The sequence below is a fragment of the Rathayibacter sp. SD072 genome (assembly GCF_017355185.1).
GTDB lineage: Bacteria > Actinomycetota > Actinomycetes > Actinomycetales > Microbacteriaceae > Rathayibacter.
Genome location: NZ_JADILJ010000015.1, coordinates 33,759 through 57,531, shown reverse-complemented (window position 1 = coordinate 57,531; position 23,773 = coordinate 33,759). Strand labels below are relative to the sequence as shown.

The following is a 23,773-nucleotide window of genomic DNA, read 5'->3' as shown; positions in this document are numbered from 1 at the left end:
GGGCTGAGAGCAGCGAGCTTGAGGAGTTCCAGGCGCGCTGGCGGGAGATTGCCCAAATTGTTGGAGTGGTGACCAGTAGGGCCTACGTTCTTCCGCGTTCCGGCCCGCCTCAGACCGCGCAACCCGCGAAGAGCACGTCGTCCGAGGCGACCAGGTCCTCCAGCCGCAGCAGCCGGTCGAGGTCGTGACCGGCCGCGAGCGCGTTCGCACGCTCGGCCGCCGTCTGCGGCGCGAGCCGCCCCTCCATCACACCGCCCAGCGCGCGCACCGCGCACGCCGCGACGACGCCCTCGGGCGTCCCTCCGATGCCCAGCACCAGGTCGACCGCGCCCGCCGGGTCGGCGGCCTCGATCGCGACCGAGACGTCGCCCTCGCCGCGCAGCGACAGCGCCACTCCGGCGTCGCGCAGCTCGGCGATCAGCGCCGCGTGCCGCGGCTTGTCGAGTACCGCGACGACGAGCTCCTCCACAGGCTTGCCCAGTGCCTCCGCCAGCGCCCGCGCGTTCTCCCCGGGGGAGCGCTCGAGCGAGACGACTCCCGCGCCCGCCGCCGAGCAGACCAGCTTGTCCATGTAGAAGACGTCGCGGATCGAAGAGGGCGCCGCGCGGGGCGAGCGCGATCACGCAGACCGAGCCGGGCAGCCCCTCGGCGGTCAGCCGCGTGCCGTCGAGGGGATCGACGGCCACATCGCACGACGGCGAGGACCCCCGACCGAGCCGCTCGCCGTTCGCGAGCATGGGGGCCTCGTCCTTCTCGCCCTCGCCGATGACGACCGTGCCGTCGAACGGAGCGTCCGCCAGCACCGCGCGCATCGCGGCGACCGCGGCCTCGTCGGCGGCGACCTTGTCGCCGCGACCGTGCCAGGCGCGAGCCGCCTCGGCCGCCGCGCGCACGCTGTCCGCGATCGCGTACCGCAGCTCCACGGAGTAGGCGTCCGACGCGATCAGCCGCACCTCGCTCACGAGCGGGCCGGCTGCGCCGTGGCGGTGCGCACCAGGCGCTCGAGCGTGCGCAGTCCGTCCGAGGACAGCACCGACTCCAGGTGGCCCTGCACCGACGCGACGTGCTCGCCGCGCAGGGCGTCGACCACTCCGCTGACCGGGTCGCCCGACACCTCGAGATCGAGCAGGGGAGTGCGCTCGACACCCGATCCCGCGACCGACGAGAAGGTGTTGTAGAAGCCGATCGCCGCCTCCTCGCCGAAGACGTCGACCGCGAGTCGCACGCCCTGGCGCGGCGCGGGCAGCGGCTCGACGGGAAGGCCCGCGAGCAGCGAGAGCATCTGGTGGCTGAGGCACACGGCGAGCATCGGGCGCTCGGAGTCGAGCCGCTGGGTCATCAGCTCGCGCAGGCGCGCGATGCGCGGCTCGGAGTCGTCGCGCGGGTCGCCCGGGCCGGGCCCGAACACGACGAGGTCGTCCGAGAGCACGTCCTCGACGCTCGACCAGCGCTCGACGCGGGCGTCCATGCCGAGGTGGCGCAGCTGGTGCGCGAGCATCGTCGTGAACTGGTCCTCGTTGTCCACGATCAGCGCGGTGTGCCCGTCGAGGCCCGCGATGTGCTCGGGCGCCTGCGGGCGGAGCCAGAACGACGCGAGCCGCTCGTTGCGCGCCTCGAGCGCCTCGGCGACTCCGGGCTGCGCGTTCAGATCGACGGCGGGCGGGATTTCGCGACCAGGCAGGAGTCCCAGCGCCGACAGCACGCCCGAGGCCTTGGCGCGCGTCTCGGCGACCTCACCCTCCGGAGTCGAGTGGCGCACGAGGGTCGCGCCCGCGGGCACGGTCAGCCGGCCGTCGGGCTGGAGGTAGGCGGTGCGGATCAGGATGGGCGCGTCGACCGTGTAGCCGTGCTCCTCGGGCTCGAAGAGCGCGAGGACGCCGGAGTAGTATCCGCGCGGCTCCTTCTCGTACTCGGCGATGACGGCGCAGGCGTTCTCCATCGGGGAGCCGGTGACGGTCGGCGCGAACATCGTCAGTCGCAGCACCTCGCGGACGTCGAGATCGGTGCGCCCCTCGAGGAGGTACTCGGTGTGGCTGAGGCGCGACATCTGCTTGAGGAAGGGACCGAGGATGCGTCCGCCGTTCGGGCAGACCGCGCTCATCATCTTCATCTCCTCGTCCACGACCATGAAGAGCTCCTCGCTCTCCTTCACGTCGGCGAGGAACGCGAGCACCTCCTCTCCGGTGGGCCCGGCGGCCGGATGGCGGAAGGTGCCGCTGATGGGGTTCATCATCGCGACGCCGTCACGCACCGAGACGTGCCGCTCGGGGGTCGCTCCGACCGCGGTCACCGTCTGCGCGCCGTCGACGCCGGGGGTGTGGATCGCGAAGGTCCAGTAGGCGCCGGACTCGTCGGTCAGCAGGCGGCGGAACCAGGCCAGCACCGCCTCGACCGGAGCGGCGTCGGTGTGCGCGACGAAGGCGCGGGCGATCACGAAGTTCGCGCCCTCTCCGCGGCCGATCTCGTCGTCGATCACGTGCCGGACGATGTCGGCGTACTCCTCGTCGGGCACGTCGAAGCCGCGCTCCTCGACCGGGATCTCGCGCTCGGGGAGCAGTCGGAGGACCTCGTCCAGCGGCACGCTCTCGCGCTCGCGGACGAGGAGGTTGCGCAGCGGCGCTCCGTCGTCCTTCGCGGCGAACCCGCGCTCGCGCACCTGGCGGTAGGGCACCAGCGTGAGCACGTCCCCGCCGTTCAGCGGGATGTCGGCGAGCCCGTCGACGTCGACGACGTCGCCGGTGAAGACGTCCACCTCGGAGCGGCCCTGCCGGAGCACGACGGCGAACGGCAGCGATCCGTCGGAGGAGAGGATGCGGGAGAGGAGCGAGGTCATCGTGGTCCTTGGTTCGGGGTGTCCCTCACCCGGGCCCTGACATGCAGAACGACCGCCCGGACGAGGCGGTCGTGTGCGAGGGGTTCGCGCGTCGGTCCGCCTAGGAGGCGGGCCACCAGGGGCTTCGGTTCGACGTGCGCACGGGGGGAGTCTAGGGGACCGCGCGACGGGCGGCCAAGCGGGAGGGGGTGGCGCGTCCCGAACGGGTGTCTGTCTCCGCTCTTCAGGCCCGTGATAGGAATACCCGCCCGGATCACCGCCGACGATCGGCGCTTCACGCGAGGACACGCATGCTCCGCTCCACCTCTTCCCTGCTGATCACCGCCGCCCTCGGCGCGACCCTGATGCTCGCCCCCGCCGCCGCCGCGTCGACCACGACCCCCACTCCCGTCGCGAGCACGTCGGCCCCGTCGCCCGCGCCCACTGCGACGCCGACCCTCACCCCGGCCCCGGTGCCCACCGTCTCGCTGCCGCCGCTGCCGGTGCCGACGCTCACTCCGGCACCCGTCTCGGAGGAGTGCTACGAGGAGGGCGAGTCGCCCATCGAGTTCGCCGGCGTCGCGACCATCGGCTCCGGTGGGACGCAGACCGAGATCTCGATCCCGGGCGGGACGCTGCGCGACTGCCTCACCTCGTGGAGCTACACGATCGAGGTCCTGGTCGACGACGAGTGGCAGGCGGTCGCCGGAGACGGCTCCTCCTCCCGCGAGGTCCCGCCGCTCGTCGAGACCCGGTGGCTCGGCGGGGTCGAGGAGAGGGTGCGCTACATCTACCGCGGCTACTCGGGCACCGTCCCCGGTCCCGACTTCGTGGTCGCGGAGTTCTCGCTCGCGGCCGCCGTCGATCCCGAGCCCGCTCCGGTCGTCCCCGTCCCGATCCCGGTGACCCCGGCGCCGTCCCCCACGAGCACCAGCACCGTGCCGACCGCGCCTCGCACGGCCGTCCCCACCGCCGGCCACGCGCTGGCCGAGACCGGATCGGATGCCGGAGCGCTGCTGCCGATCGGCGCGCTGGCGCTGCTCGCCGGAGCCGCGGCCCTGGTGACCGCAGGGCTGCGCCGCCGCGTCAGCTGATCGTCCGCGGGGCGGGGCGCTCGGTCGTCTCGCCCCGCAGCGTCCGCAGCAGGAGCGTCGCCCCCGCGGTGGCGGCGGGGGTCGCGACCACGGCGCCGCCTGGGATCAGGAACGCCAGGTAGACCGCGACTCCGAAGCCGAGGGACATCCCTCGGCGCTCGCCGAGGAGTCGGCGGCGCTCGGCCAGGGTCATCCCGCGTGCGTCCCCCGCGAACCCGGTCAGTTCGAGGGCCAGGGCTCGCCCGCCGACGAGGGCGCCCGCGAGGAGGCCGATGATCTGGCCGACGACCGGGATCACGCCCAGCAGCACGAGCACGATCCCGATGCCCACCGAGGTGGCGATCAGCACGGCGGAGTCGCGGAGCGAGCGGCCGAGCCCGCTCCAGAACCCGGTCTCGCGCTCGTCGGGCACCCCGCCGAGCTCGTTCTCGACGCCGCGCCAGATCCGCTCGTAGAAGGGATCGCCCACGAGCAGCGTGACGGCTGCGAAGACCACGACCCCCAGGGCGACGAGCGCCCCGACCGCGGCGACCGAGATCGCCAGGCGCGCGCTCGACGCCCAGGCGTCGCTCCAGTCGTCGGCGAACGGCGTCAGCGCCGTGACGACGTCGCCCACGCGGGTCACGACCAGCACGAGCAGGCCGACGAAGACGAGGCCGACGATCAGGGGAGGGATCGCCCCCAGCAGCATCGCCCGGGGCGAGCGCACCCAGGTGCCGAAGCCGCGGAGGAAGAGGCGGGCGCCGAGGCCGAGTTCGCGGAGGACCGTCATGGTCCGATCCTCCCAGCCCCGTGCCGCGGCTGTCAGACGAGTTCGAACGGAGCGAGCAGGCCGGACATCGCCTTCGGGAGCGGCCTCGCGAACTCGTCGCGCCGCGAGGTCGTGACGCCCATCGCCACGAGGCCCTCGACGAGGCGGACGGCGGCCGAGACCCCGTCGATCACCGGCACGCCCAGCTGCCGCGAGAGCTCGCGGCAGAAGTCGGCCATGCCGGCGCAGCCCAGCACGATCACGTCGGAGCCGTCGGCCGCGAGCGCGGCGGCGCACTCCTCGAGCACGACCCGGCGGGCGTCGGAGCGGGGGTCGTCCAGCTCGAGCACCGGGATGTCGCAGGCGTGGACGCCGGCGCACGCCTCGCCGAAGCCCGCCCGGCGCGCGATGTCCCACGCGCGTCCGCTGGTCCGCGAGAGCGTGGTCACGACGCTGAAGCGGCGGCCGACGAGGGTCGCCATGTGCATCGCGGCCTCGGCGATGCCGACGACCGGGCCCCGCGCGAGCTCGCGGGCGGCATCGACCCCCGGATCGCCGAAGCACGCGACGACGTAGCCGTCGCTGCCCGCCGCGTCGCCCCGGACGATCTCGTGCAGCAGTCCCGGCACCGCCAGCGCCTCGTCGTAGTGGCTCTCGATCGAGGCGGGCCCCATCGGAGGCGTCACCGCTGCGATCTCGGTGCCGAGGGAGGCGACGGAGCGGGCGGCCCGGCCGATCGCCTCCGTCATCCGCTCGCTGGTGTTCGGGTTGACGACGGTGATGCGCATGGGTTCCTCGGGGACGTGGCGGGAGGGGGAGGGCGGCTGCCCGCAGCGGGCGGCCGCCCGGGTGGATCAGGCGGCGCTGCCGTCGCTGACGTTCTCGAGGTCCTCCTCGAGGCGCCCGATGCGCGGGGCGCGGCGCTCGAGCAGGGCCATGGCGATGAAGCCCAGTCCGCAGCCGAGGAACCAGCTGTAGTCGCCCAGCCAGGTGAAGGAGGGGCCGCCGGCCTCGGCGATCCAGCGGGGCACGAGCACCGAGGCGACCGACGGGACTCCGCCGATGACGGTGGCCCACACGGCGTTCGGGTTGAAGCCCCTCGAGAACCAGTACCGGCCCGTCTCGCTCATCGTGTAGAGGTCGTCGACCCAGACGCGCTGACGGCTGATCAGGTAGTAGCCGGCGATCAGCACGCCGAACAGCGGGCCGATGAGGGCGCCCAGGATGCCGAGCGTGTAGTGGATCGCGGTGTCGTTCGAGTACCAGTTCCACGGGGTCAGCAGCACCGAGCCGACCGCGGCGATCATGCCGCCCATGCGCCAGCTGATCTTCTTCGGGTTGACGTTCGAGAAGTCGAACGCGGGCGAGATGAAGTTGGCGACGATGTTGATGCCGATCGTCGCGATGACGAAGGTCAGCCCGCCGAGCAGCACCGCGAACCAGGTGTCGATCCGCTCGACCGTCTCGATCGGGTCGGTGATGAGCTCGCCGAAGACCGGCACGGTCGCGGACGCGGTGATGACGGTGAGGAGGGAGAAGAAGAGGAAGTTGATCGGGAGCCCGAGCAGGTTGCCCTTCTTCACCGCGCCGTAGCTGCGGGCGTAGCGCGAGAAGTCGCCGAAGTTGAGCATGGGACCCGAGAAGTAGGACACGACGAGCGCGACGGCCGAGATCATCACCGGCAGCGACGCGGCGAAGTCGAGGACCTCGCCCGAGCCGAGGTTGAGCGAGATGTTCTCCCAGCCCGCCTGCGACACCAGGTACACGGCCAGGACCAGCATCACCACGTAGACGGCGGGGCCGGCCCAGTCGATGAAGCGGCGGATCGACTCCATGCCCCGCCAGAACAGCGCGGCCTGCGCGACCCAGAGGATCGCGTACGAGAGGTAGCCGAGCGCGGAGAGTCCGAGGAAGGACGCTTCCGGGGTGTTCCAGGAGGCGAGGTCGGGGAAGAACTTGAGGAACACGATGTTCAGCGACTGCGCCGCCAGGTAGGTCTGGACGCCGTACCAGGCGATCGCGATGAGGCCGCGGATGATCGCGGGGATGTTCGCGCCGCGGATCCCGAAGATCGCCCGGTTGATCACGGGGTAGGGCACGCCGGTGATCTGGCTCGGCTTGGCGACGAGGTTGCAGAAGATCTGCACGATCACGATGCCGACGACCAGGGCGACGAGCACCTGCCAGCCGGCGAGGCCGAGCGCGAAGAGGGATCCGGCGGTGACGTAGCCGCCGACGCTGTGCACGTCCGACATCCAGAACGCGAAGATGTTGTAGCTCGACCAGCGCTGCTTCACCAGCGGAGCGAGGTCCTCGTTCGCCAGGCGGTCGTCGTAGCCGGGCTTGATCAGGGCGGCACCGACGGGGAGCTCGGCGGCGATGGGCGGGACGGTGGGCAGGTCGGTGCGGGGTGCGGTGGCGCGGTCGGTCATGGAGGATCCACCTCTGGCGGCCGGGCGCGGGCCCGGCTCGGATCGGATGTGTCAGGGTGGTCGTGGTGGCGGACCGAGGCGGTCGGCCGTCCCCGCGGAGTGCGTGAGGCGCTGTGCGTGGATGCTGTGAAGCAGTCGCTTCACAGCATGTGAACCTATTGCTTGACACCCCCGGGCTCGTTTCGGCTCCGTTACGGGTGTGTGACGATCGCCGGAGGAGGGTCGCCGATGCTCACCGACGCCCCCGAGCCCGACTCCGACGGGCTGCCCGTCGCGCCCTCCGGCACCGTCCCGACGGACGACCCCGTGGAGGTCGCGGCGAGCGCCCTCGCCGCCGGGACGGATCGCGAGCGTCTCGGAGCGCGCCTCCGTGAGCTGCGGCTCGCCTCCGGCCTGTCGCTGCGCGCCCTCGCCCGCGAGCTCGGCATCTCGGCCAGCGCGGTCTCGCAGATCGAGCGCGGCTCGATGCAGCCCTCGGTCGGGCGCCTGATCGCGGTCGTCGGCGCGCTCGGCGTGCCGCTCTCGGCGGTCTTCGACGAGCCGGCGCCCCCGTCGGTCGCGACGGCGGTCGTGCGGGCGGGGGAGGTCGCTCCGGTGACCCTCGACGGCGGAGTGCTCTTCCGTCGGCTCGCGCCCCGCTCGGTCGAGGCGGTCGACTTCTTCGAGTCGACCTATCCGCCGGGGTCGACCTCGACGGCGCACCGCCGGTTCCTCCGGCACGACGGCTTCGAGGTGGGCACGGTGACGCTCGGCGAGCTGACGGTGGAGTTCGAGGACGAGACCGTCGTGCTCGCGGCCGGGGACGGGATCACGTTCCCGTGCGAGCGCCCGCACCGGATGGTGAACCGCGGGGAGTCGACCGCCGTCGCGACCTGGCTGATCGTGCACCGCTGACGCGATCGGCGACGGCCCGATCGCGCGGCACCACCTGCGTATGGGAGAGTGTCGGCACTCCTCCACAGCGGGGGAGGTGGTGGTGACTGTCCACACCCCCGGGCGGAACGAGGCCGAGGGACCTCCTCGATGTCGGTGCCGACCGGTGTGATGTGCGCCTCGAGCGATTGGTGCGGAACATGGACGGACGGCAGGACAGCGGGCGGAGCGACGGGTGCCCGGAGTGGTGCGCGGGCGAGCACGACGACATCGGAGGGCGCGCCGAGCGGCTGCACCGCTCGGCGGCGAGCAGCGTGCCGCTCGTGCAGTGGCCGGACCGGGGGCCGCTCGGTCGGCCGGAGGCGCTGCTCGTGCACGTGTCCCTCTGCCGGCCGGGTCCGGCGGGCGAGGTGAGGATCCGCCTCGAGGCGGACGCCCTGGGGGTGCTCGATCTCGATCTCAGCGGGGCGGCGCGCCTGGCCGGGGCGATCGACGCCTCCCTGCTCCTACGCGGAGCCGCGCGATGAGACGCGGGGCGGATTCGGCGGCAGGAGCTCGCTCAGCTCCAGGTCGAGCGCCTCGCAGAGGGCGAAGAGCGTCTTCAGCTGCGGGTTCGCGGGAGACCCGGGCTTGGACTCGCCCTTCTCGAACTTCTGATAGGTGTAGCCGGCGAGGCCCGCGGCGTGGGCGATCCGCTCCTGGCTCTCGCCCTTGGCCATGCGCGCGCGGTGGAGGTTCGTTCCGAGCTCCCGGGCGTACTCGGCCCAGTCTCGTTCGGGGCGGGGTGTCGACATGCTGGCCAGCTTCCGAGAAGAAGGGTCGGGGGTCAGCCATACGCGCATGGGTATTTCGCGATGGCCATACGAGCGTGCCACCCGGAGGAGGGGGAGGCCTCCGGGGCCCGCGGAAGCCACCGCGTAAGATGTCCGGGTGCCAGTGAACCCCGAACTGACCGGTCGCGCCTTCGCGCCCACCGCGTCGTACCAGGTGGGGCGCGAGAAGGTGCGCGAGTTCGCCCGCGCCGTGTCCGCCGCCTCCCCGCTCCACCACGACCCCGAGGCCGCGCGCCTGGCCGGGTACGACGACGTCATCGCGCCGCCCACCTTCCCCGTGGTGATGCAGGAGCTCACGGTCGCGCAGCTGCTCGCCGAGCCCGACGCCGGGATCGACTACAGCCGGGTGGTCCACGGCGATCAGCGCTTCGTGCACTCCCGCGCCATCGTCGCCGGCGACGAGCTCACCGCGACCCTCGCCGTCGCCAGCGTCAAGCAGCTCGGACCGCACTCGATGATCGTCCTCGAGTCCACCGTGGCCGATGCGCACGGCGAGCACGTCGTCACCTGCATCTCCACGCTCGTCGTCAGGGGTGACGAGTGATCGCCGCGGTCCCCGTCCTCGCCGACCTCGAGATCGGGCAGGTGGTCGGCGAGCGGAGCTTCCACTTCACGCGCGACGTCCTCGTCCGCTACGCCGCCGCGTCCGGCGACTTCAATGCGATCCACTACCGCGACGACGTCGCGGCCGAGGTGGGCCTGCCCGGCGTCCTCGCGCACGGGATGCTCACGATGGGCACGGCCGTGCAGGTCGTGGCCGACTGGATCGGCGACCCCGGCCGCATCGTCGACTACCGCGTCCGCTTCACCCGCCCGATCGTCGTCGATCCCCGCGAGGGAGCCGATGTCCTCGTCGTCGCCAAGGTCGGCGAGCTCGACGTCGACGCCGGAGCCGCGCGCATCGACCTGGCCGTCACGGTCGCTGGCCAGGCCGTCCTCGGGAAGGCGCAGGCGCGCGTCTCGCTCGTCTGATCCGATGCCCGCGCCCTCCCTCTCCGAGCTGACGACCCTCCGCGTCGGCGGTGCACCCGAGCGCTACTACGAGCCCGCCACCACGGCCGAGCTCGTCTCGGTGCTGCAGGAGCTCTGGGCCGCCGACGAGCCCTGGCTGCTCGTCGGCGGCGGCTCGAACCTGCTCGTGGGCGACGACGGCGTCGAGGGCGCCGTGGTCCGGGTGCGGACGGCGGGAGTGGAACGGCTCGACTCCGACCGCCCCGGCGCGGTGCACCTGCGGGTGCAGGCGGGCGAGTCGTGGGACGGCCTCGTGGCGCTCACCGTCGAGCGCGGCTGGACCGGGCTCGAGGCCCTCAGCGGCATCCCCGGCACGGTCGGCGCGTCCCCGGTGCAGAACATCGGCGCCTACGGCCAGGAACTGTCGGACACCCTGGTGGCGGTCGACTTCCTCGACGAGGGCGCGCGGGAGCCGGTGCGCCTCACGGCCGCGGAGCTCGAGCTCGGATACCGCACCTCCGTCCTCAAGCAGGGGCGCCGCGGAGCGGTGCTCGCCGTCGAGTTCGCCCTCGAGGAGACCGACGGGGTCGGCGCGCCGATCGCCTACGCTCAGCTCGCGTCGGCCCTCGGAGTCGAGCTCGGCGACCGGGTCCCGCTGGACCGGGTGCGCGAGACCGTGCTGCGACTGCGCTCCTCGAAGGGCATGGTCCTCGACGCCGACGATCCGGACACCGCCAGCGCGGGGTCCTTCTTCACCAACCCCATCGTGACCCGTTCCGCCGCCTCCGGTCTGCCCCCGACGGCGCCGCGCTGGCCCGTCGAGCCGTCCGCCGAGGCCGATGTCGTCACCCCTCTGGACGCCGTCGCCGCGGGCGCGCCGATCGGACTGCCGGCGCCCGCCGCGCCTGACGCCCTCGTGAAGCTCAGCGCCGCCTGGCTGATCGAGAACTCGGGGATCACCCGGGGCTTCGCCCTGCCGGGGTCGCGTGCCGCCGTCTCGAGCAAGCACACGCTCGCCCTGACGAACCGCGGCGGCGCGCGTGCCGAGGAGATCGCGGAGCTCGCCCGCTACGTGCAGGGCCGCGTCCTCGCCGAGTTCGGCGTCCTGCTGCACCCCGAGCCCGTGGTGGTCGGCACCAGCGTCTGACACGCTGTCGCAGCGACAGGGGTCGCCGGATCGGGCCGGATCCTGCGTCGCGTCGGATCGGATGTCGCGCCGGATCAGGCGTCGCGCCGGATCCAGCGGAAGGTGAGCCGGCTCGCGATCAGGCCCAGCACGAGCCAGACGCCGAGGACGATCGCGACGCCGCCCAGATCCCAGGCGCCGTCCACCTCGAGCTTCTCGAAGTCCGACGGCAGGAACACGGCGCGCATGCCCTGAGCGATCCACTTGAGCGGGAACACGCTCGCGATGTTCTGCAGCCAGTCGGGGAGCGTGGTGAACGAGAGGTACGAGCCCGAGACGAACTGCAGGACGAGCAGCGGCGGCACGATGACCGCGGTGGCGCTCTTGCCCGAGCGGGGGAGCGCCGAGACCGCGATGCCCAGGATCGCCGAGGTGGCGACTCCGGCGAGGTAGACCCAGGCGAACGTGGCCCAGCGCCCGCTGTCGGTCGGCAGCTGGACCGAGAAGACCGTGGCGGCGACGACCAGGAGCAGCGCCGTCTGAGCGAGGCTCGTGACGAGCACCTGGCCGAACTTGCCGAGGAAGTAGCTCAGCACCGGCAGCGGGGCGCCGGCGAGGCGCTTGAGGGTTCCGTCGCTGCGCTCGACCGCGATGTCGACCCCGAGGTTCTGCACGCCCGAGAGCAGGATGCCCGCGGCGGCCAGCCCCGGGACGTAGTACTCGGCCATCGTGATGCCCGGGTCCTGCGGATCGGCCTGCATGACCGCGTTCTCGCCGAACGCGACCGAGAAGATCGTGAGCAGCAGCACGGGGAAGAGGAAGGTGAAGAAGACCTGGTCGGGGGCGCGGAAGTACGAGCGAACCTCGTAGCGGGCGCGCGCGGCGCCCAGTCGCAGGGTGCGGCCGGGACCGGTCCGCAGCCGAGTGCGGGGAGGGGCCTGGACCGCGGTGCTCATACCGTCTCTCCGATCACGTCGAGGGCGATGCCGCCGTCGCCGGCCCGGTCGTCCCGGATGAGGTCGAGGTAGATGTCCTCGAGACTGGGCCGCAGCACCTCGAGCGCCGGGGGCTCGCCCAGCCGGGCGCAGAGCTCGGCGACGAAGCGCGCCGGCTCGGTCGTGCGCACGCGGTGCGCGACCCCCGACTCCTCCCACTGCACGATCGGGACGCGCGCCTCGTCGCCGCCGATCTCGCCGACCGGGCCGATGGCCAGCAGGCGCCCGCCGGCGATGACGGCGGCGCGATCGCCGAGGCGGGCCGCCTCGTCGAGGTAGTGCGTGGTCAGGAGGATCGTGGTGCCCTCGCTCTTCAGCAGCGCGACGAGATCCCAGAACGAGTGCCGCGCCTCCGGATCGAAGCCGGTCGTCGGCTCATCCAGGAACACCAGCTCGGGGCGTCCGATGATGCCGAGGGCGACATCGACGCGACGGCGCTGGCCGCCCGAGAGCTTGCCGATGCGCGAGCGCGCCTTGGCGGTGAGCCCGACGGCCTCGATCGTCTCGTCGACGTCGCGCGGACGGGGGTAGAGGCTCGCGAAGTGCGCGATCTGCTCGCGCACCGTCGCGTTGCCGGATTCGCCGCTGGACTGCAGCACGATGCCCAGGCGCGACTTCCAGGCGAGGTCGCCGTGGCGGGGATCCACCCCGAGCACCGAGGCCTCGCCGCCGGAGCGGTCGCGATAGCCCTCGAGGATCTCGATCGTCGTCGACTTGCCGGCGCCGTTGGGTCCCAGCAGGGCGAAGGTCTCGCCGCGGTGGATGTCGAACGAGATCCCGGTCAGGGCGGGCGCACCGCCGTAGTCCTTGCGCAGATCGCGGACACGGACTGCGGCGTCGGGGGTCATCGCACCAGCGTGCCCTGTCGCGCGCCCGAGCGACAGCGCCGGCACCGCTTCGGCGCACCACTTGCGCTGACCCCGCTCTTCGCGCAGTCGCCGCCGCGCATCCTCAGCTGTCGAGGGCCCCTACGGCCTGTGAGCGGTCGCCCCTTGCTCCTTGCGGAGGATGTGCATCCCGAGCAGAGCACTTCCGCGACCGCTCGTCCTCGCCCGCCGCGGTCCCCTCCCCGAGCGCACCCTCAGCCGAGCGCACCACTCGGCCACCATCGCGGCCGAGCCCCCTTCCCGCCTGACGTTCTCCACGACAGGCACAGGCGAGCGCAGCGTCGCGAAGCCGAACCGGTGATCCGCGTGTCAGCGGATCGCCGTAGGCGGACGCAGGACGCTCTGCGGAACGCGATCGCTCAGCCGGCCGACCGCGGCCGATCGACGACGGAGGAGGAGAGAGGCGAATCGGCACCGCCGAACCGGTGATCCGCGTGTCAGCGGATCGCCGTAGGCGGACGCAGGACGCTCTGCGGAACGCCCCGCCTCGTCGAGTCGACCGCGGCCGATCGACGACGCAGGAGGAGAGAGGCGAATCGGCACCGCCGAACCGGTGATCCGCGTGTCAGCGGATCGCCGTAGGCGGACGCAGAACGCTCTGCGGAACGCGACCGCTCAGCCGGCCGACCGCGGCCGATCGACGACGGAGGAGGAGAGAGGCGGCCCGGCACCGCCGAATCGGCACCGCCGAACCGGTGATCCGCGTGTCAGCGGATCGCCGTAGGCGGACGCAGGACGCTCTGCGGAACGCCCCGCCTCGTCGAGCCGACCGCGGCCGATCGACGACGGAGGAGGAGAGAGGCGGAAAACTCAGCCAAACAGCTTCTGCAGCCGCTGCACGCCCTCGAGCAGCGCGTCGTCGCCGAGGGCGTAGGAGAGGCGCAGGTAGCCGCTGGGGCCGAAGGCCTCGCCGGGGACGGTTGCGACCTCTGCCTTCTCGAGAATCAGGTCGGCGAGCTCGAGCGAGGTGGTCGGCGTGACGCCGTCCCACTCGCGGTTCAGCAGCCCGCGGACGTCCGGGTACACGTAGAACGCGCCACCGGGGGTGGGGCACTCGACTCCGTCGATCGCGTTCAGCTCGGCCACGATGGTGCGGCGGCGGCGGTCGAAGGCGAGGCGCATCTCCTCGGCCGGCTCCTGCGGTCCGGTGAGCGCGGCGATCGCGGCCCGCTGCGAGATGTTGGAGACGTTGCTCGAGAGGTGCGACTGCAGGTTCGAGGCGCCGGCGATGGCGTCGGCCGGGCCGACCATCCATCCGACCCGCCAGCCGGTCATCGCGTAGGTCTTGGCGACTCCGTTGACGAGGATCGTGCGGTCGCGCAGCTCCGGAACGGCCTCCACGATCGAGGTGGCGCGCTCGAGGGGGCCGGCGTCGTCCTGCCCGTCGACCGCGTAGACCAGGTTCTGGTAGATCTCGTCGGCGATCACCCAGAGGCCGTGCTCCTGGGCCCACTCGCCGATCGCACGGGTCTGCTCGGCGGAGTAGACGGCTCCGGTGGGGTTGGAGGGGGAGACGAAGAGCAGCACCTTGGAGCGCTCGGTGCGGGCCGCCTCGAGCTGCTCGACGGTGACGAGGTAGCCCTGGTCGGCGCCCGCGAAGACGTCGACCTGCACGCCGCCCGCGAGCTTGATCGCCTCGGGGTAGGTGGTCCAGTAGGGGGTCGGCACGAGGACCTCGTCGCCGTCGTCGAGGAGGGTCTGGAAGGCCTGGTAGACGGCCTGCTTGCCGCCGTTGGTGACGACGACCTGCGAGGGCTCGACCGCCCATCCGGAGTCTCGCGCGGTCTTCTCGGCGATCGCCGCGCGGAGGTCGGGGAGTCCCGCCGCGGGGGTGTAGCGGTAGTTCTTCGGGTCGAGCACCGCGGCGGACGCGGCCTCGACGATGTGCTCCGGGGTGAGGAAGTCGGGCTCGCCCGCCGCGTAGGAGATGACGGGGCGTCCCTGCGCCTGGAGGGCCTTCGCCTTGGCGTCGACCTTGAGGGTCGCGGACTCGGCGATGGCGGAGATTCGGGCGGAGACGCGCGTGGGAGCAGACACGAGCGAAAGCGTATCCTCTGCGCGCGAGGGGGCGCATCCGGGCGGCGCGGCCCGGCTGGACACTCCTCTCGGGTCCACGTACACTCGTCCGAGGTAGTCGAACTCTGCCAGTCTTCACCGCGCCCGACAGGGTCGGAGGAGGGTGCAGCGGGGTTCGCCTCCTCCTCGGATGCTCGCAACGGCATCCATAGGGCGGTGGCTCAATTGGTAGAGCAGCGGTCTCCAAAACCGCAGGTTGCAGGTTCGAGCCCTGTCCGCCCTGCACATCGATGCCCGTCGCTCGCGGTCCCCGCGATGCAGCGGTCATCGGTCCAGGGTCGCCCGCAGGGCGGCCGGCCACACCGGAGGTTCCGGTGCGGGAAAGGTGCGTGCAGGTGGCCGGGAAAGCAGTCGACGAGCCGAGCGAGGACGTCGTCGCGATCGCGAATCAGCAGCGTGCGGCGCGGCGCAATCCGTTCGCGCGGATCGCCCTCTTCATCCGGCAGGTCATCGCCGAGCTGAAGAAGGTCGTGACGCCGACCAGGAAAGAGCTCGGCAACTACGTCGTGGTGGTCCTGATCTTCGTCGTCATCATGATGGCGCTGGTCTCGTTCCTCGACTGGGTGTTCGCGCTGGCCGTGACCTACGTCTTCGGCACACCAGCCGCCTGACCCGGTGGCATCCGACACCGCTTGGGCGGAGGATGCCGGCCACAGCGGTACGCGCCCTCGCGGCGCCGACCGCATCGATCGAGAGAGAGTTGTGACGAGTGTCTGACAGAAACCGCGACGACGTCGACTGGTCGACGGCTGCCGAGCAGTCGTCGGAGGTCGAGGAGGCGCAGGAGGGCGGCACCCTCACGCAGGCCGAGGACTCCAGCGAGCCCGCCGAGGAGGGCGCCCTGAGCGTCATCGACGAGAACGAGTCCGAGGAGGACCTGGCGTCCGACCTCGAGGCCGCGCTCGACGCCATCGGCTCGGTCGACGACCCGGAGGCCGACGCGGCCGTCGACGAGGCCGCTCACATCGACACCGTCGAGGAGGCCGAAGCGGCCCTCGAGGCCGTCGAGGACGAGGCCGAGGTCGCCGCGGAGGACGCGGAGGCCGAGGGCGAGGACCTCGCCGACATCGACCCCTACGAGGCCTTCCGCACGGAGCTCCGCGGCAAGCCGGGCAAGTGGTACGTCATCCACTCCTACGCCGGCTTCGAGAAGCGCGTGAAGTCCAACATCGAGAACCGCAAGGTCTCGCTCGAGGCCGAGGACTACATCTTCGAGGTCCAGGTCCCGATGGAGGACGTGGTCGAGATCAAGAACGGCCAGCGCAAGATGGTCACCCGCGTGCGCATCCCCGGCTACGTGCTGGTGCGCATGGACCTCAACGAGGACTCGTGGTCGGTCGTCCGCCACACCCCCGGCGTGACCGGCTTCGTGGGCAACGCCCACAACCCGACTCCGCTGCGCTTCGAGGAGGCCTTCACGATGCTGAAGAGCCTCGTCGAGATCAAGGACGTCGCCCCCTCGAAGGCGCCCGGTGCGAAGGGCCAGAAGCAGGCCCAGCGCGTGCTGCCCGCCGAGGTCGACTTCGAGATCGGCGAGACGATCACCATCAAGGAGGGCTCGTTCGCGGGTCTCCCCGGCTCCATCAGCGAGATCAAGCCCGAGAGCGGCAAGCTCACGGTGCTCGTGTCGCTGTTCGAGCGCGAGACCCCGGTCGAGCTCTCGTTCGACCAGGTCACCAAGCTCTGACGTCCTGACGTCGCGACGACGCCCTCTCCGCTCCGGCGGAGGGGGCGTCCGTCGTTCCGGGACGCGCTCGTCGGCGCCGCGTCGGTGCGATCTGCAGGGGATCCGACTGGAGGAGCGCTTTCCTCCGCATCGCTGGGGACGACCCGGCCCGATTCCCCTGCAGATCGTGCCGGTGCCCGCAGATGGGGCGGGTGCCCGCAGATGGTGCGGGGCCTGCAGACGGTGCGGGTGCCCGCAGACGGCAGCGGCGGGTGCGGATCCGCCCTGTCGGGAGTGGCGATACCCGTGTAAGCTCGTACGGGTTTTCGTGTCGGCGCCCGTCCGCGTGCGCGCCGTCCGACCCTCCTCCACCGCGATCCGACTCCGTCGGGTGCGCGGGAGAGCGGCCGGGAACCCCCGACCACTCGAACCCTGAGAAAAGGAATCAGAATGGCCCCCAAGAAGAAGGTCACCGGCCTGATCAAGCTCCAGATCAAGGCCGGCGCGGCGAACCCCGCGCCCCCGATCGGTCCGGCGCTCGGTCAGCACGGCGTCAACATCATGGAGTTCTGCAAGGCGTACAACGCGCAGACCGAGTCGCAGCGCGGCAACGTCATCCCCGTCGAGATCACCGTCTACGAGGACCGCTCCTTCACCTTCATCCTGAAGACCCCGCCCGCGGCGGAGCTCATCAAGAAGGCCGCCGGCGTCGCCAAGGGCTCCTCGACCCCGCACACCGTGAAGGTCGCGAAGCTCACCCAGGCGCAGGTCCGCGAGATCGCCGAGGCGAAGCAGGTCGACCTGAACGCCAACGACATCGACGCGGCCGCGAAGATCATCGCCGGCACTGCGCGCAGCATGGGAATCACCGTCGAGGGCTGATCCCATTCCAGCGCTTGCACGGGGTGATTCCCGTGCTGCGCGGACGGCGGCAGCCCGACGGTCCAGTGGACCGTCGTCCTCGGGAGACTGCGAGAAGTGACAGCGACCCTCAATGGGTCGCACGACACCTCCTCCTGGCCTCCGGGAGCAGCCACACCGCTCTGCGACTCGTCACGTCGCGTCACTTAAGAACTCAACATTCCGTGGGAGAGCCCGCCAGGCTCTAGAACCACATTCTCGTTTCAAGGAGAAACAACATGGCACAGAAGTCGAAGGCCTACCGGGCCGCCGCAGCCAAGCTCGAAGAGGGCAAGTACTACACGGCCGATGAGGCCGTCGCCCTCGCTCGCGAGACCGGCTCGGCCAAGTTCAACAGCACCGTCGAGGTCGCGCTGAAGCTGGGCGTCGACCCGCGCAAGGCGGACCAGATGGTCCGCGGCACGGTCATCCTCCCCCACGGCACGGGCAAGACCGCCCGCGTCATCGTCTTCGCGACGGGACCGGCCGCCGAGGCCGCGATCGCCGCGGGTGCCGACGAGGTCGGCGGCGCCGAGCTCATCGAGAAGGTCGCGGGCGGGTACACCTCGTTCGACTCCGCCGTCTCGACGCCGGAGCTCATGGGCCAGGTCGGTCGTCTCGGAAAGGTGCTCGGCCCCCGCGGCCTCATGCCCAACCCGAAGACCGGCACCGTGACCCCGGACGTGGCGAAGGCCGTGACCGAGATCAAGGGCGGAAAGATCGAGTTCCGCGTCGACAAGCACGCCAATGTGCACCTCGTCGTCGGCAAGGCCGCGTTCACCGAGGAGCAGCTCCAGGAGAACTTCAAGACGGCTCTCGACGAGATCAACCGTCTCAAGCCCTCCTCCTCCAAGGGCCGCTACATCCAGAAGGCCGCCGTCTCGACGACCTTCGGCCCCGGCATCCCGCTGGACGTCAACGTCCTGTCCTAGGACGCCGCTGCCCCGAGGCAGCACCGACAGGAGGGGGTCCGCGCGAGCGGGCCCCCTCCTTCGTCGTTCCCGGGGTCGGAGCCGGCCGCGCGGCGGGGCAGACTGGTCGTCGTGCTCCAGGATCAGCAGCGACCCTCCGACGACGCCCCGACCGCGGTCCGCCGAGCGGTGCCCGCGGACGCGCCGGCGCTGGCCGAGGTCGCCGCTCTCACGTTCCCGCTCGCCTGCCCGCCGCACACGAGCGACGAGGCGAAGGCCGAGTTCATCCGCACGGTGCTGTCCGAGGAGCGGTTCGCCGCGTACCTCGTCGACCCGCACCGGTCCCTGTTCGCGGCCGAGGACGCCTCCGGGGCGCTGGTCGGCTACACGATGCTGGTGCGGGGCGAGCCGGCCGACGAAGACGCGGCTGCCGCGATCAGCCGGCGCCCGAGCGTCGAGCTGAGCAAGTGCTACGTGCTGCCCGGTGGTCACGGCAGCGGGATCGCCTCGGCGCTGATGGCGGCGTCGCTGGACGATGCGCGATCGACCGGCGCGGCGGGCGTCTGGCTCGGGGTGAACCAGGAGAACGAGCGGGCGCGCCGGTTCTACATCCGGCACGGGTTCGCGGTGGTGGGCGAGAAGCGCTTCCTGGTCGGCGACCGCTACGAGGACGACTTCGTCCTGGAGCGCCCGCTGCCCTGATCCCCGTCGCGAGGGACCGCTCCGCGACGGGACGCGCACGGGAAGGCGCACCGGAGTGGCATCCCGCGGAGGACCGAGGTCAGCCCTCGCAGACGGTGAGCACGATCTTGCCGCGCGTGTGGCCGGTCTCGAGCTGCTCGTGCGCCTCGCCCGCCTTCTCGAGCGGGAAGACGCCGTCGATGAAGACGCGCACGTCTCCCGACTCGAGCAGGCGCGAGACCACGGCGAGCGTCGCTCCGTCGGGCGCGACCTTGAAGGTGGAGGCGCGCACGCCGGCGGCGGCCGCCTCCTCGAAGAACCCGGGCCAGCTGCCGGTCGGCGCGTTCACGACGAGTCCGCCGGGGCGCAGCACGCGCAGCGAGCGCGAGCCCGTGTCGTCGTGCACGTTGCCGACCAGGTCGATCACGACGTCGATGTCCGAGAGCATCTCGTCGAAGCGCTCGGCCGTGTGGTCGATCACCTGGTCGGCGCCCAGCTCGCGGAGCCACTGCAGATTGCGCGTGGACCCGGTGGCGGTGACCGTGGCGCCGAAGTACGAGGCGAACTGCACGGCGAAGTGGCCGACTCCGCCGGAGCCCGCGTGGATGAGGATCCGCTGGCCCTCGTGCGCCTTGGCCAGCTCGACCACCATGCCCCACGCGGTGAGCGCGGCCAGCGGGACGCCGGCGGCCTCCACGTGCGACAGCGTCGAGGGCTTCCGCGTGACCGAGACGCTGGGCACGCTGACGTACTGGGCGTAGGAGCCGGAGTACCGGGGCACCATCACGAACCCGTAGACCTCGTCGCCGGGCCGCAGCGGATGCGCGGGGTACGGGCTCTGCACGACGACGCCCGAGAAGTCGTGGCCGAGCACCGCGGGGTACGAGGCGATCTGGGAGGCGACTCCGCGGCCCGCCCTGGTCTTCACGTCGAGCGGATTCACTCCGGCCGCGACCACCTTCACCAGGAACTCGGCGTTGATCGCCGAGGGGGTCGGCACGGTCGCGAGGTGCAGCGCCGAGGCGTCGCCCGGGGCGTCGATCACCGCCGCCGTCATGGTGTCGGGGAGGACCACCTCCTCGGGGATCTCGCCGATCGTGAGGCCGTGTCCGAGCGCACTGCTGTGCATCATCGCCCTTCCTGTGTCCCGGCCCCGGTGGTGGTTCCAGGGGTGGGCGACGCGCTGGCGTGCGTCCCCCGACCCCGTCTCCGAGCGCCGCGATCAGTCAATCGAGGTAATGAGTCCGGGCTGTTACGGCGGTGTCACCCGCCCGAGAAGATTGGCTCTCCGTCCCCCGATGGGGAGGTGAGGCGGCGTCGGGCTCGGGGCGCAGCGGCGTCTGGCACGATGAGGGGATGCTGCGACGACGTGCCGGAGGCCCCCTGCTGATCGGCGGATCGGTCCTCGTGCTCGTCGGTCTGATCCTCCTGCTCGGTGCGCGGCTCAGCCTCTCTCGCTGGGTCTACGTCAGCGAGATGGGAGCGCCGGACATGCCGACGGCGGGCGCGGTGCGGATCGCGCTGCTGCTCGTCGCGGCCGGCGGCACGGCCGTCGCGCTCGGCGCCCGGCACGTGCGGTCCCGGCTGCTGCCCTCGCTCGCGCCCTCCCTCGTGCTGCTCGCCGCCGCCGCGTGCTTCGCGCTCGCGTCGCAGGTGACCTGCACGGCGGGGTGCCCGCTGCCGGTGGGGGAGAGCTTCAGCTGGCAGGACCTCATCCACACCAGCGCGGCGGTGCTGGGCTTCGCGTCGGCGTGCGTCGCGATGCTCCAGCTCGCGGCGGCACGGGAGCGCCCGGCCGTCGCCCGGCTCTCGCTCGTGGCCGGAGTGGCGGTGGCCGTGATCGCGGGAGCGGGCGCGATCCTGTCGCTCCTCCGGGTCTGGATGCGCCTGGGCGGAACGCTGGAGTTCGTCGCGACCGCCGTGGCCCTGCTGTGGCTCGCGACCGTGGGCCTGGTGCTCGCGCGGGAGGACCTCAGCGCCGCGCGAGCCAGTCGCGGACGCGACTCCGCAGCACCTCGGTCTGCCGCTCCTGGCCGTCGTCGCGCGCCGGCACCCGCTCGAGCTCCGCGTCGGGAAGACCTCTCGCCCACTGCTCCGCCACGGCGACCGGGTGCACCGGATCGCGCTCGGCGGCGATGACGAGGGTGCGCGCGATGACCTGCGACAGCTCGCCGGAGTCGCGGTACGCGGCGTTGCGGGGAATCTCGGCGAGGCGCACGGCGCGCTCCGCCGCCCGAGGCGCGCGGAACTGCTGCACGAGGCCCTGAGCCCCGGCGGGCGACTCCTCCACGGCCCGCTGGAAGAGGCCGGAGGCGCGGAAGAGCCGCTCGCCCCGCTTGGCACCGTGGTCGTGCAGCAGCTGCGCGAGGACGGGGAAGACGGCGAGGTTCTCGGGCATCGGCTCGGAGGTGAAGGCGGGGCGCACGAAGACCGCCCGGTCGATCGGCAGCACGCGGCGCGCGACGAGGCGCAGGGCGATCGCGGCCCCCATCGAGATGCCGAGGACCGTGAGCGGCTTGTGCGCGGCTCCGGCGCGGATCACCTGCTCGGTCACCTCGTCGGCGAGGGCGTCGAGCGAGAAGTCGGAGCCGGCGCCCACGAGGTCGGAGGCCCCGTGCGCGCGGACGTCCGGGGCGAGGACCTCGCTGCCGGGCGGGAGCGTCGGTCGGAGCAGGCCGAGCGGCTGCGAGCGGTCGCTGCCGAGCCCGTGCAGGAGGAGGACGGTCACCGCGCGCCCGCGCGGGTTCTCTCGTGCAGCTCGGCCATCAGCATGCCGGCGAGGCGGACGAGGACGTGGATCTCGTCCTCGTCGCGGTCGACCCAGCGGAACTCGGGCTCGGCGTCGATCGGCACGAAGTCGCGGTGCTGCTCCCAGACCACGAGCGTGCGCTCGGCGCCCAGGACGTACTGCTGCCAGAAGACCTGCCGCAGGTAGTGGCGCGGGATGCTGCGCCACGGCTTCGTGGTCGTCTTGATCTCGCAGAGCTCGAGCCGGCCGTCCTCGCGCAGGCCGATGCCGTCGGGGGTGGCGAGGTGGCGCCGCTCCTGGCTCGCGTGGAACAGCGTGCTGCTGGGCTCGATCTCGTGCTCGCGGAGAACCCAGGCGGCGATCTCGGGCTCGCGGGCCCGGCCGTGATCGGTGAACGCGTTGCCGCCGAAGCCGCTGCCGTAGAGCTTGTCGAGGGCGACGCGGTCGATGGCGGCCGTGGAGGAGAGGCGCGCGACGTCGGTGGCGGTGATGCCGCGGGAGCGGGCCCGGAGCCAGGCGACGCGATCGGTGGAGTGGGCGACGACCCGCTTCAGGTGGGGCGGCTCGGCCTCCCGGAAGACGGGCTGCGTCTCCCAGGGGAACGTGAGCTGCAGATCGGGCACCGATACATTCTGCGCCCGTTCCGAGGAGGTGCCGAATCGGCACGCGGGGCCGCGGTGTTCGCCGAGCGCGAGATCGCGGAGGCTCCTCGAGATGCCGGTCCGGTACGTCTCCGGCGGCGCGTCGCGGACCGGAGTGGCAAGTCGCGGACGCTCGACCGGCGCGGGAGAGCGTCAGGAGGCGGCGAGGAAGGAGTCGACGACCGCGGGGGAGAGGAGGTGGCGGCGGACCATGAGGGCCGCTCCGCGGACGCCGCCGCCGCGGTCGCCCGAGGCCTGCACGATGTCGAGGGAGCGGGTGGCGAGGGGGAGGGAGCGGCGGTAGACGACCTCCCGGACGCCCGCGAGCACCTCGTGGCTCGCCTCCGCGATGCTGCCGCCGATCACGATGACGGAGGGGTTCAGCAGGTTCACGCACGTGGCGAGCACCTCGCCGATGTCGCGGCCCGCCGTGCGGGTCAGCTCGACGGCGGCCGGGTCGCCCTGGGTCAGCAGCCGCACGACGTCGGAGGTGCTCGCGACCCCGCCGCCGAGCCGCCGGGCGATGGCGGAGCCGCTCGCGATGGCCTCGAGGTCGGCGTCGCCGTGATCGCCGGGGACCTGGACGTGGCCGAGGTCGCCCGCGGCGCCGAGCGCTCCCCGCTGCAGCGCGCCTCCGCTGACGATGCCCGCGCCGATGCCGGTCGAGACCTTCACGTACAGCAGGTCGTCGACGCCGGAGTAGTGATCGGCGTGCTCGCCGAGGGCGAGGAGGTTGACGTCGTTGTCGACGAGCACCGGCACCGGGAGCGACCGCGCCACGAAGGCGGGGATGTCGAAGCGGTCCCAGCCGGGCATGATCGGCGGCTTCACCGGGCGGCCCGTGGCGTGCTCCACCGGCCCCGGCACTCCGACTCCGACCCCGGCGAGCGGGCCGGCGTCCGGGAGGTCCGCGAGCAGGGCGGCGGCGGTCTCGAGAGCGTGCCCGAGGACGGCGAGAGGGCCGTCGGCGATCGCGATCGCCTCCCGTCTCTCGGTCAGGACGGTGCCGTCGAGGTCGGTGACCGCGATCGTCGCGTGGGCGGCGCCGAGGTCGACGGCGAGGAGGGTGCGGGCCGAGGCGTCGAAGGCGATCCGCGCCGCGGGTCGGCCGCCGGACGAGGGGGCGTCGTCGCGACGGACGACGAGGCCGGTGGCGGCCAGCAGGTCCAGCTGTGCCGAGACCGCCGCGCGGGGGAGGCCGGTCTCGGCGACGACATCGGCCCGGGTGCGGGCGCCGCCGTCGGCGAGCAGCAGCAGCAGCTCGCCGGGGGCGCTCGTGGCGGAACGGCGACGGGACGGCATGGCCGAAGTCAATCACAGCGCGGGGCCTTCTGCTCCGAGCCCGTCCGACTTTCTCCGCCTCCTCAAGAAGTTCTGCTTGTTGATGGTCAAAAG

Annotated in this window: 24 protein-coding genes, 1 tRNA gene and 2 pseudogenes; 13 read left to right on the top strand and 14 right to left on the bottom strand. The window is 72.2% G+C overall.

Annotation, left to right across the window (positions count from 1 at the left end):
• Positions 1 to 109 precede the first annotated feature (109 nt).
• The 3 genes and pseudogenes from IOC53_RS19235 to IOC53_RS08245 all read right to left on the bottom strand — a co-directional run bounded on the left by IOC53_RS19235 (position 110) and on the right by IOC53_RS08245 (position 2,833).
• Positions 110 to 571: a fructose-bisphosphatase class II gene (locus IOC53_RS19235; RefSeq protein ID WP_278250045.1), complete on the bottom strand. Its 462-nt coding sequence runs from the start codon at positions 569 to 571 to the stop codon at positions 110 to 112.
• A gap of 28 nt (positions 572 to 599) precedes the next feature.
• Positions 600 to 923: pseudogene (locus tag IOC53_RS19655) on the bottom strand (fructose-bisphosphatase class II); the annotation flags it as partial.
• Between the two features lie 35 nt (positions 924 to 958).
• The gene (locus IOC53_RS08245; RefSeq protein ID WP_207404594.1) at positions 959 to 2,833 is read right to left on the bottom strand and encodes an anthranilate synthase family protein; all 1,875 of its coding nucleotides are present in this window, start codon (positions 2,831 to 2,833) and stop codon (positions 959 to 961) included.
• Between the two features lie 290 nt (positions 2,834 to 3,123).
• On the opposite strand from IOC53_RS08245, the gene IOC53_RS08240 reads away from it, so the two are divergent.
• Positions 3,124 to 3,906: a hypothetical protein gene (locus tag IOC53_RS08240; protein WP_207404582.1), complete on the top strand. Its 783-nt coding sequence runs from the start codon at positions 3,124 to 3,126 to the stop codon at positions 3,904 to 3,906.
• On the opposite strand, the gene IOC53_RS08235 is transcribed toward IOC53_RS08240, so the two are convergent.
• The 3 genes from IOC53_RS08235 to IOC53_RS08225 form a co-directional block, all read right to left on the bottom strand.
• A complete protein-coding gene (locus IOC53_RS08235; protein ID WP_207404579.1) occupies positions 3,899 to 4,678 on the bottom strand; it encodes an EI24 domain-containing protein in 780 nt (259 codons plus the stop codon). The two genes, IOC53_RS08240 and IOC53_RS08235, sit on opposite strands and share 8 nt — an antisense overlap.
• Positions 4,679 to 4,710: 32 nt before the next feature.
• Positions 4,711 to 5,445 carry an aspartate/glutamate racemase family protein gene (locus tag IOC53_RS08230; protein ID WP_207404575.1) on the bottom strand — a complete coding sequence of 245 codons (735 nt, stop codon included), beginning with the start codon at positions 5,443 to 5,445 and terminating at the stop codon, positions 4,711 to 4,713.
• Between the two features lie 66 nt (positions 5,446 to 5,511).
• The gene (locus IOC53_RS08225; protein WP_207404565.1) at positions 5,512 to 7,089 is read right to left on the bottom strand and encodes an NCS1 family nucleobase:cation symporter-1; all 1,578 of its coding nucleotides are present in this window, start codon (positions 7,087 to 7,089) and stop codon (positions 5,512 to 5,514) included.
• 228 nt (positions 7,090 to 7,317) lie between these two features.
• Here IOC53_RS08225 and IOC53_RS08220 point away from each other — a divergent pair, with 228 nt between their 5' ends.
• Both IOC53_RS08220 and IOC53_RS08215 read left to right on the top strand, forming a co-directional pair.
• The gene (locus tag IOC53_RS08220; protein ID WP_207404561.1) at positions 7,318 to 7,983 is read left to right on the top strand and encodes a helix-turn-helix domain-containing protein; all 666 of its coding nucleotides are present in this window, start codon (positions 7,318 to 7,320) and stop codon (positions 7,981 to 7,983) included.
• 179 nt (positions 7,984 to 8,162) lie between these two features.
• Positions 8,163 to 8,489, top strand: a complete 327-nt coding sequence (locus tag IOC53_RS08215; RefSeq protein WP_207404556.1) for a hypothetical protein — start codon at positions 8,163 to 8,165, stop codon at positions 8,487 to 8,489.
• On the opposite strand, the gene IOC53_RS08210 is transcribed toward IOC53_RS08215, so the two are convergent.
• Positions 8,469 to 8,756, bottom strand: a complete 288-nt coding sequence (locus tag IOC53_RS08210) for a helix-turn-helix domain-containing protein (RefSeq protein WP_207404553.1) — start codon at positions 8,754 to 8,756, stop codon at positions 8,469 to 8,471. The genes IOC53_RS08215 and IOC53_RS08210 overlap by 21 nt on opposite strands.
• A 136-nt stretch (positions 8,757 to 8,892) precedes the next feature.
• Here IOC53_RS08210 and IOC53_RS08205 point away from each other — a divergent pair, with 136 nt between their 5' ends.
• Genes IOC53_RS08205 through IOC53_RS08195 form a run of 3 tightly spaced genes read left to right on the top strand, consistent with a single transcriptional unit; the run spans position 8,893 to position 10,893 of the window.
• Positions 8,893 to 9,339, top strand: a complete 447-nt coding sequence (locus IOC53_RS08205; RefSeq protein ID WP_207404549.1) for a MaoC family dehydratase N-terminal domain-containing protein — start codon at positions 8,893 to 8,895, stop codon at positions 9,337 to 9,339.
• Entirely contained in the window at positions 9,336 to 9,767 is a 432-nt protein-coding gene (locus IOC53_RS08200) for a MaoC/PaaZ C-terminal domain-containing protein (RefSeq protein ID WP_374070492.1), read from the top strand. The genes IOC53_RS08205 and IOC53_RS08200 overlap by 4 nt, the downstream gene beginning before the upstream one ends.
• 4 nt (positions 9,768 to 9,771) lie before the next feature.
• Positions 9,772 to 10,893, top strand: coding sequence for a UDP-N-acetylmuramate dehydrogenase (locus tag IOC53_RS08195; RefSeq protein WP_207404547.1), 1,122 nt, complete (start codon positions 9,772 to 9,774; stop codon positions 10,891 to 10,893).
• Between the two features lie 74 nt (positions 10,894 to 10,967).
• Here the strand turns inward: IOC53_RS08195 and IOC53_RS08190 are convergent, their stop codons facing one another.
• The 3 genes from IOC53_RS08190 to IOC53_RS08180 form a co-directional block, all read right to left on the bottom strand.
• The gene (locus IOC53_RS08190; protein ID WP_207404543.1) at positions 10,968 to 11,828 is read right to left on the bottom strand and encodes an ABC transporter permease; all 861 of its coding nucleotides are present in this window, start codon (positions 11,826 to 11,828) and stop codon (positions 10,968 to 10,970) included.
• Positions 11,825 to 12,715 (bottom strand): ABC transporter ATP-binding protein, encoded by an 891-nt coding sequence (locus tag IOC53_RS08185; protein ID WP_207404539.1) that lies wholly within the window; start codon positions 12,713 to 12,715, stop codon positions 11,825 to 11,827. Before IOC53_RS08185 ends, IOC53_RS08190 begins: the two co-directional genes overlap by 4 nt.
• Positions 12,716 to 13,564: 849 nt before the next feature.
• Positions 13,565 to 14,791 (bottom strand): pyridoxal phosphate-dependent aminotransferase, encoded by a 1,227-nt coding sequence (locus IOC53_RS08180; protein ID WP_207404535.1) that lies wholly within the window; start codon positions 14,789 to 14,791, stop codon positions 13,565 to 13,567.
• A gap of 189 nt (positions 14,792 to 14,980) precedes the next feature.
• Between IOC53_RS08180 and IOC53_RS08175 the strand changes: the two genes are divergently transcribed.
• The 6 genes from IOC53_RS08175 to IOC53_RS08150 all read left to right on the top strand — a co-directional run bounded on the left by IOC53_RS08175 (position 14,981) and on the right by IOC53_RS08150 (position 19,009).
• A tRNA-Trp gene (locus IOC53_RS08175) sits at positions 14,981 to 15,053 on the top strand.
• 112 nt (positions 15,054 to 15,165) lie between these two features.
• Positions 15,166 to 15,441, top strand: coding sequence for a preprotein translocase subunit SecE (gene secE, locus IOC53_RS08170; protein ID WP_068208793.1), 276 nt, complete (start codon positions 15,166 to 15,168; stop codon positions 15,439 to 15,441).
• A 98-nt stretch (positions 15,442 to 15,539) separates the two neighbouring features.
• Positions 15,540 to 16,517, top strand: coding sequence for a transcription termination/antitermination protein NusG (nusG, locus tag IOC53_RS08165; protein WP_207404531.1), 978 nt, complete (start codon positions 15,540 to 15,542; stop codon positions 16,515 to 16,517).
• A gap of 429 nt (positions 16,518 to 16,946) precedes the next feature.
• The gene (gene rplK, locus IOC53_RS08160; protein WP_055790620.1) at positions 16,947 to 17,378 is read left to right on the top strand and encodes a 50S ribosomal protein L11; all 432 of its coding nucleotides are present in this window, start codon (positions 16,947 to 16,949) and stop codon (positions 17,376 to 17,378) included.
• Between the two features lie 257 nt (positions 17,379 to 17,635).
• Complete coding sequence (gene rplA, locus IOC53_RS08155) at positions 17,636 to 18,328, top strand: 50S ribosomal protein L1 (RefSeq protein ID WP_207404520.1); 693 nt, start codon at positions 17,636 to 17,638, stop codon at positions 18,326 to 18,328.
• A gap of 111 nt (positions 18,329 to 18,439) precedes the next feature.
• Positions 18,440 to 19,009 (top strand): GNAT family N-acetyltransferase, encoded by a 570-nt coding sequence (locus IOC53_RS08150; RefSeq protein ID WP_207404516.1) that lies wholly within the window; start codon positions 18,440 to 18,442, stop codon positions 19,007 to 19,009.
• A gap of 79 nt (positions 19,010 to 19,088) precedes the next feature.
• Here IOC53_RS08150 and IOC53_RS08145 read toward each other — a convergent pair whose 3' ends face one another.
• The gene (locus tag IOC53_RS08145) at positions 19,089 to 20,117 is read right to left on the bottom strand and encodes an NADP-dependent oxidoreductase (protein WP_374070506.1); all 1,029 of its coding nucleotides are present in this window, start codon (positions 20,115 to 20,117) and stop codon (positions 19,089 to 19,091) included.
• Positions 20,118 to 20,344: 227 nt separating this feature from the next.
• Here IOC53_RS08145 and IOC53_RS18895 point away from each other — a divergent pair.
• Positions 20,345 to 20,929 (top strand): annotated as a pseudogene (locus IOC53_RS18895) (DUF998 domain-containing protein); the annotation flags it as partial.
• Between the two features lie 31 nt (positions 20,930 to 20,960).
• Here IOC53_RS18895 and IOC53_RS18890 read toward each other — a convergent pair.
• From IOC53_RS18890 to IOC53_RS08130, 3 genes are all read right to left on the bottom strand, one after another.
• Entirely contained in the window at positions 20,961 to 21,716 is a 756-nt protein-coding gene (locus IOC53_RS18890; RefSeq protein ID WP_307786112.1) for an alpha/beta fold hydrolase, read from the bottom strand.
• Entirely contained in the window at positions 21,713 to 22,360 is a 648-nt protein-coding gene (locus IOC53_RS08135; RefSeq protein ID WP_207404509.1) for a YqaJ viral recombinase family protein, read from the bottom strand. Before IOC53_RS08135 ends, IOC53_RS18890 begins: the two co-directional genes overlap by 4 nt.
• A 171-nt stretch (positions 22,361 to 22,531) precedes the next feature.
• A complete protein-coding gene (locus IOC53_RS08130) occupies positions 22,532 to 23,680 on the bottom strand; it encodes an ROK family transcriptional regulator (RefSeq protein WP_207404505.1) in 1,149 nt (382 codons plus the stop codon).
• Between the last annotated feature and the right edge of the window lie 93 nt (positions 23,681 to 23,773).

Coding starts and splice junctions, on each gene's coding strand:
- IOC53_RS19235 (WP_278250045.1), bottom strand. CDS start 571: ATGGACAAGCTGGTCTGCTCGGCGGCGGGCGCGGGAGTCGTCTCGCTC.
- IOC53_RS08245 (WP_207404594.1), bottom strand. CDS start 2,833: ATGACCTCGCTCCTCTCCCGCATCCTCTCCTCCGACGGATCGCTGCCG.
- IOC53_RS08240 (WP_207404582.1), top strand. CDS start 3,124: ATGCTCCGCTCCACCTCTTCCCTGCTGATCACCGCCGCCCTCGGCGCG.
- IOC53_RS08235 (WP_207404579.1), bottom strand. CDS start 4,678: ATGACGGTCCTCCGCGAACTCGGCCTCGGCGCCCGCCTCTTCCTCCGC.
- IOC53_RS08230 (WP_207404575.1), bottom strand. CDS start 5,445: ATGCGCATCACCGTCGTCAACCCGAACACCAGCGAGCGGATGACGGAG.
- IOC53_RS08225 (WP_207404565.1), bottom strand. CDS start 7,089: ATGACCGACCGCGCCACCGCACCCCGCACCGACCTGCCCACCGTCCCG.
- IOC53_RS08220 (WP_207404561.1), top strand. CDS start 7,318: ATGCTCACCGACGCCCCCGAGCCCGACTCCGACGGGCTGCCCGTCGCG.
- IOC53_RS08215 (WP_207404556.1), top strand. CDS start 8,163: ATGGACGGACGGCAGGACAGCGGGCGGAGCGACGGGTGCCCGGAGTGG.
- IOC53_RS08210 (WP_207404553.1), bottom strand. CDS start 8,756: ATGTCGACACCCCGCCCCGAACGAGACTGGGCCGAGTACGCCCGGGAG.
- IOC53_RS08195 (WP_207404547.1), top strand. CDS start 9,772: ATGCCCGCGCCCTCCCTCTCCGAGCTGACGACCCTCCGCGTCGGCGGT.
- IOC53_RS08190 (WP_207404543.1), bottom strand. CDS start 11,828: ATGAGCACCGCGGTCCAGGCCCCTCCCCGCACTCGGCTGCGGACCGGT.
- IOC53_RS08185 (WP_207404539.1), bottom strand. CDS start 12,715: ATGACCCCCGACGCCGCAGTCCGTGTCCGCGATCTGCGCAAGGACTAC.
- rplK (WP_055790620.1), top strand. CDS start 16,947: ATGGCCCCCAAGAAGAAGGTCACCGGCCTGATCAAGCTCCAGATCAAG.
- rplA (WP_207404520.1), top strand. CDS start 17,636: ATGGCACAGAAGTCGAAGGCCTACCGGGCCGCCGCAGCCAAGCTCGAA.
- IOC53_RS08145 (WP_374070506.1), bottom strand. CDS start 20,117: ATGCACAGCAGTGCGCTCGGACACGGCCTCACGATCGGCGAGATCCCC.
- IOC53_RS08130 (WP_207404505.1), bottom strand. CDS start 23,680: ATGCCGTCCCGTCGCCGTTCCGCCACGAGCGCCCCCGGCGAGCTGCTG.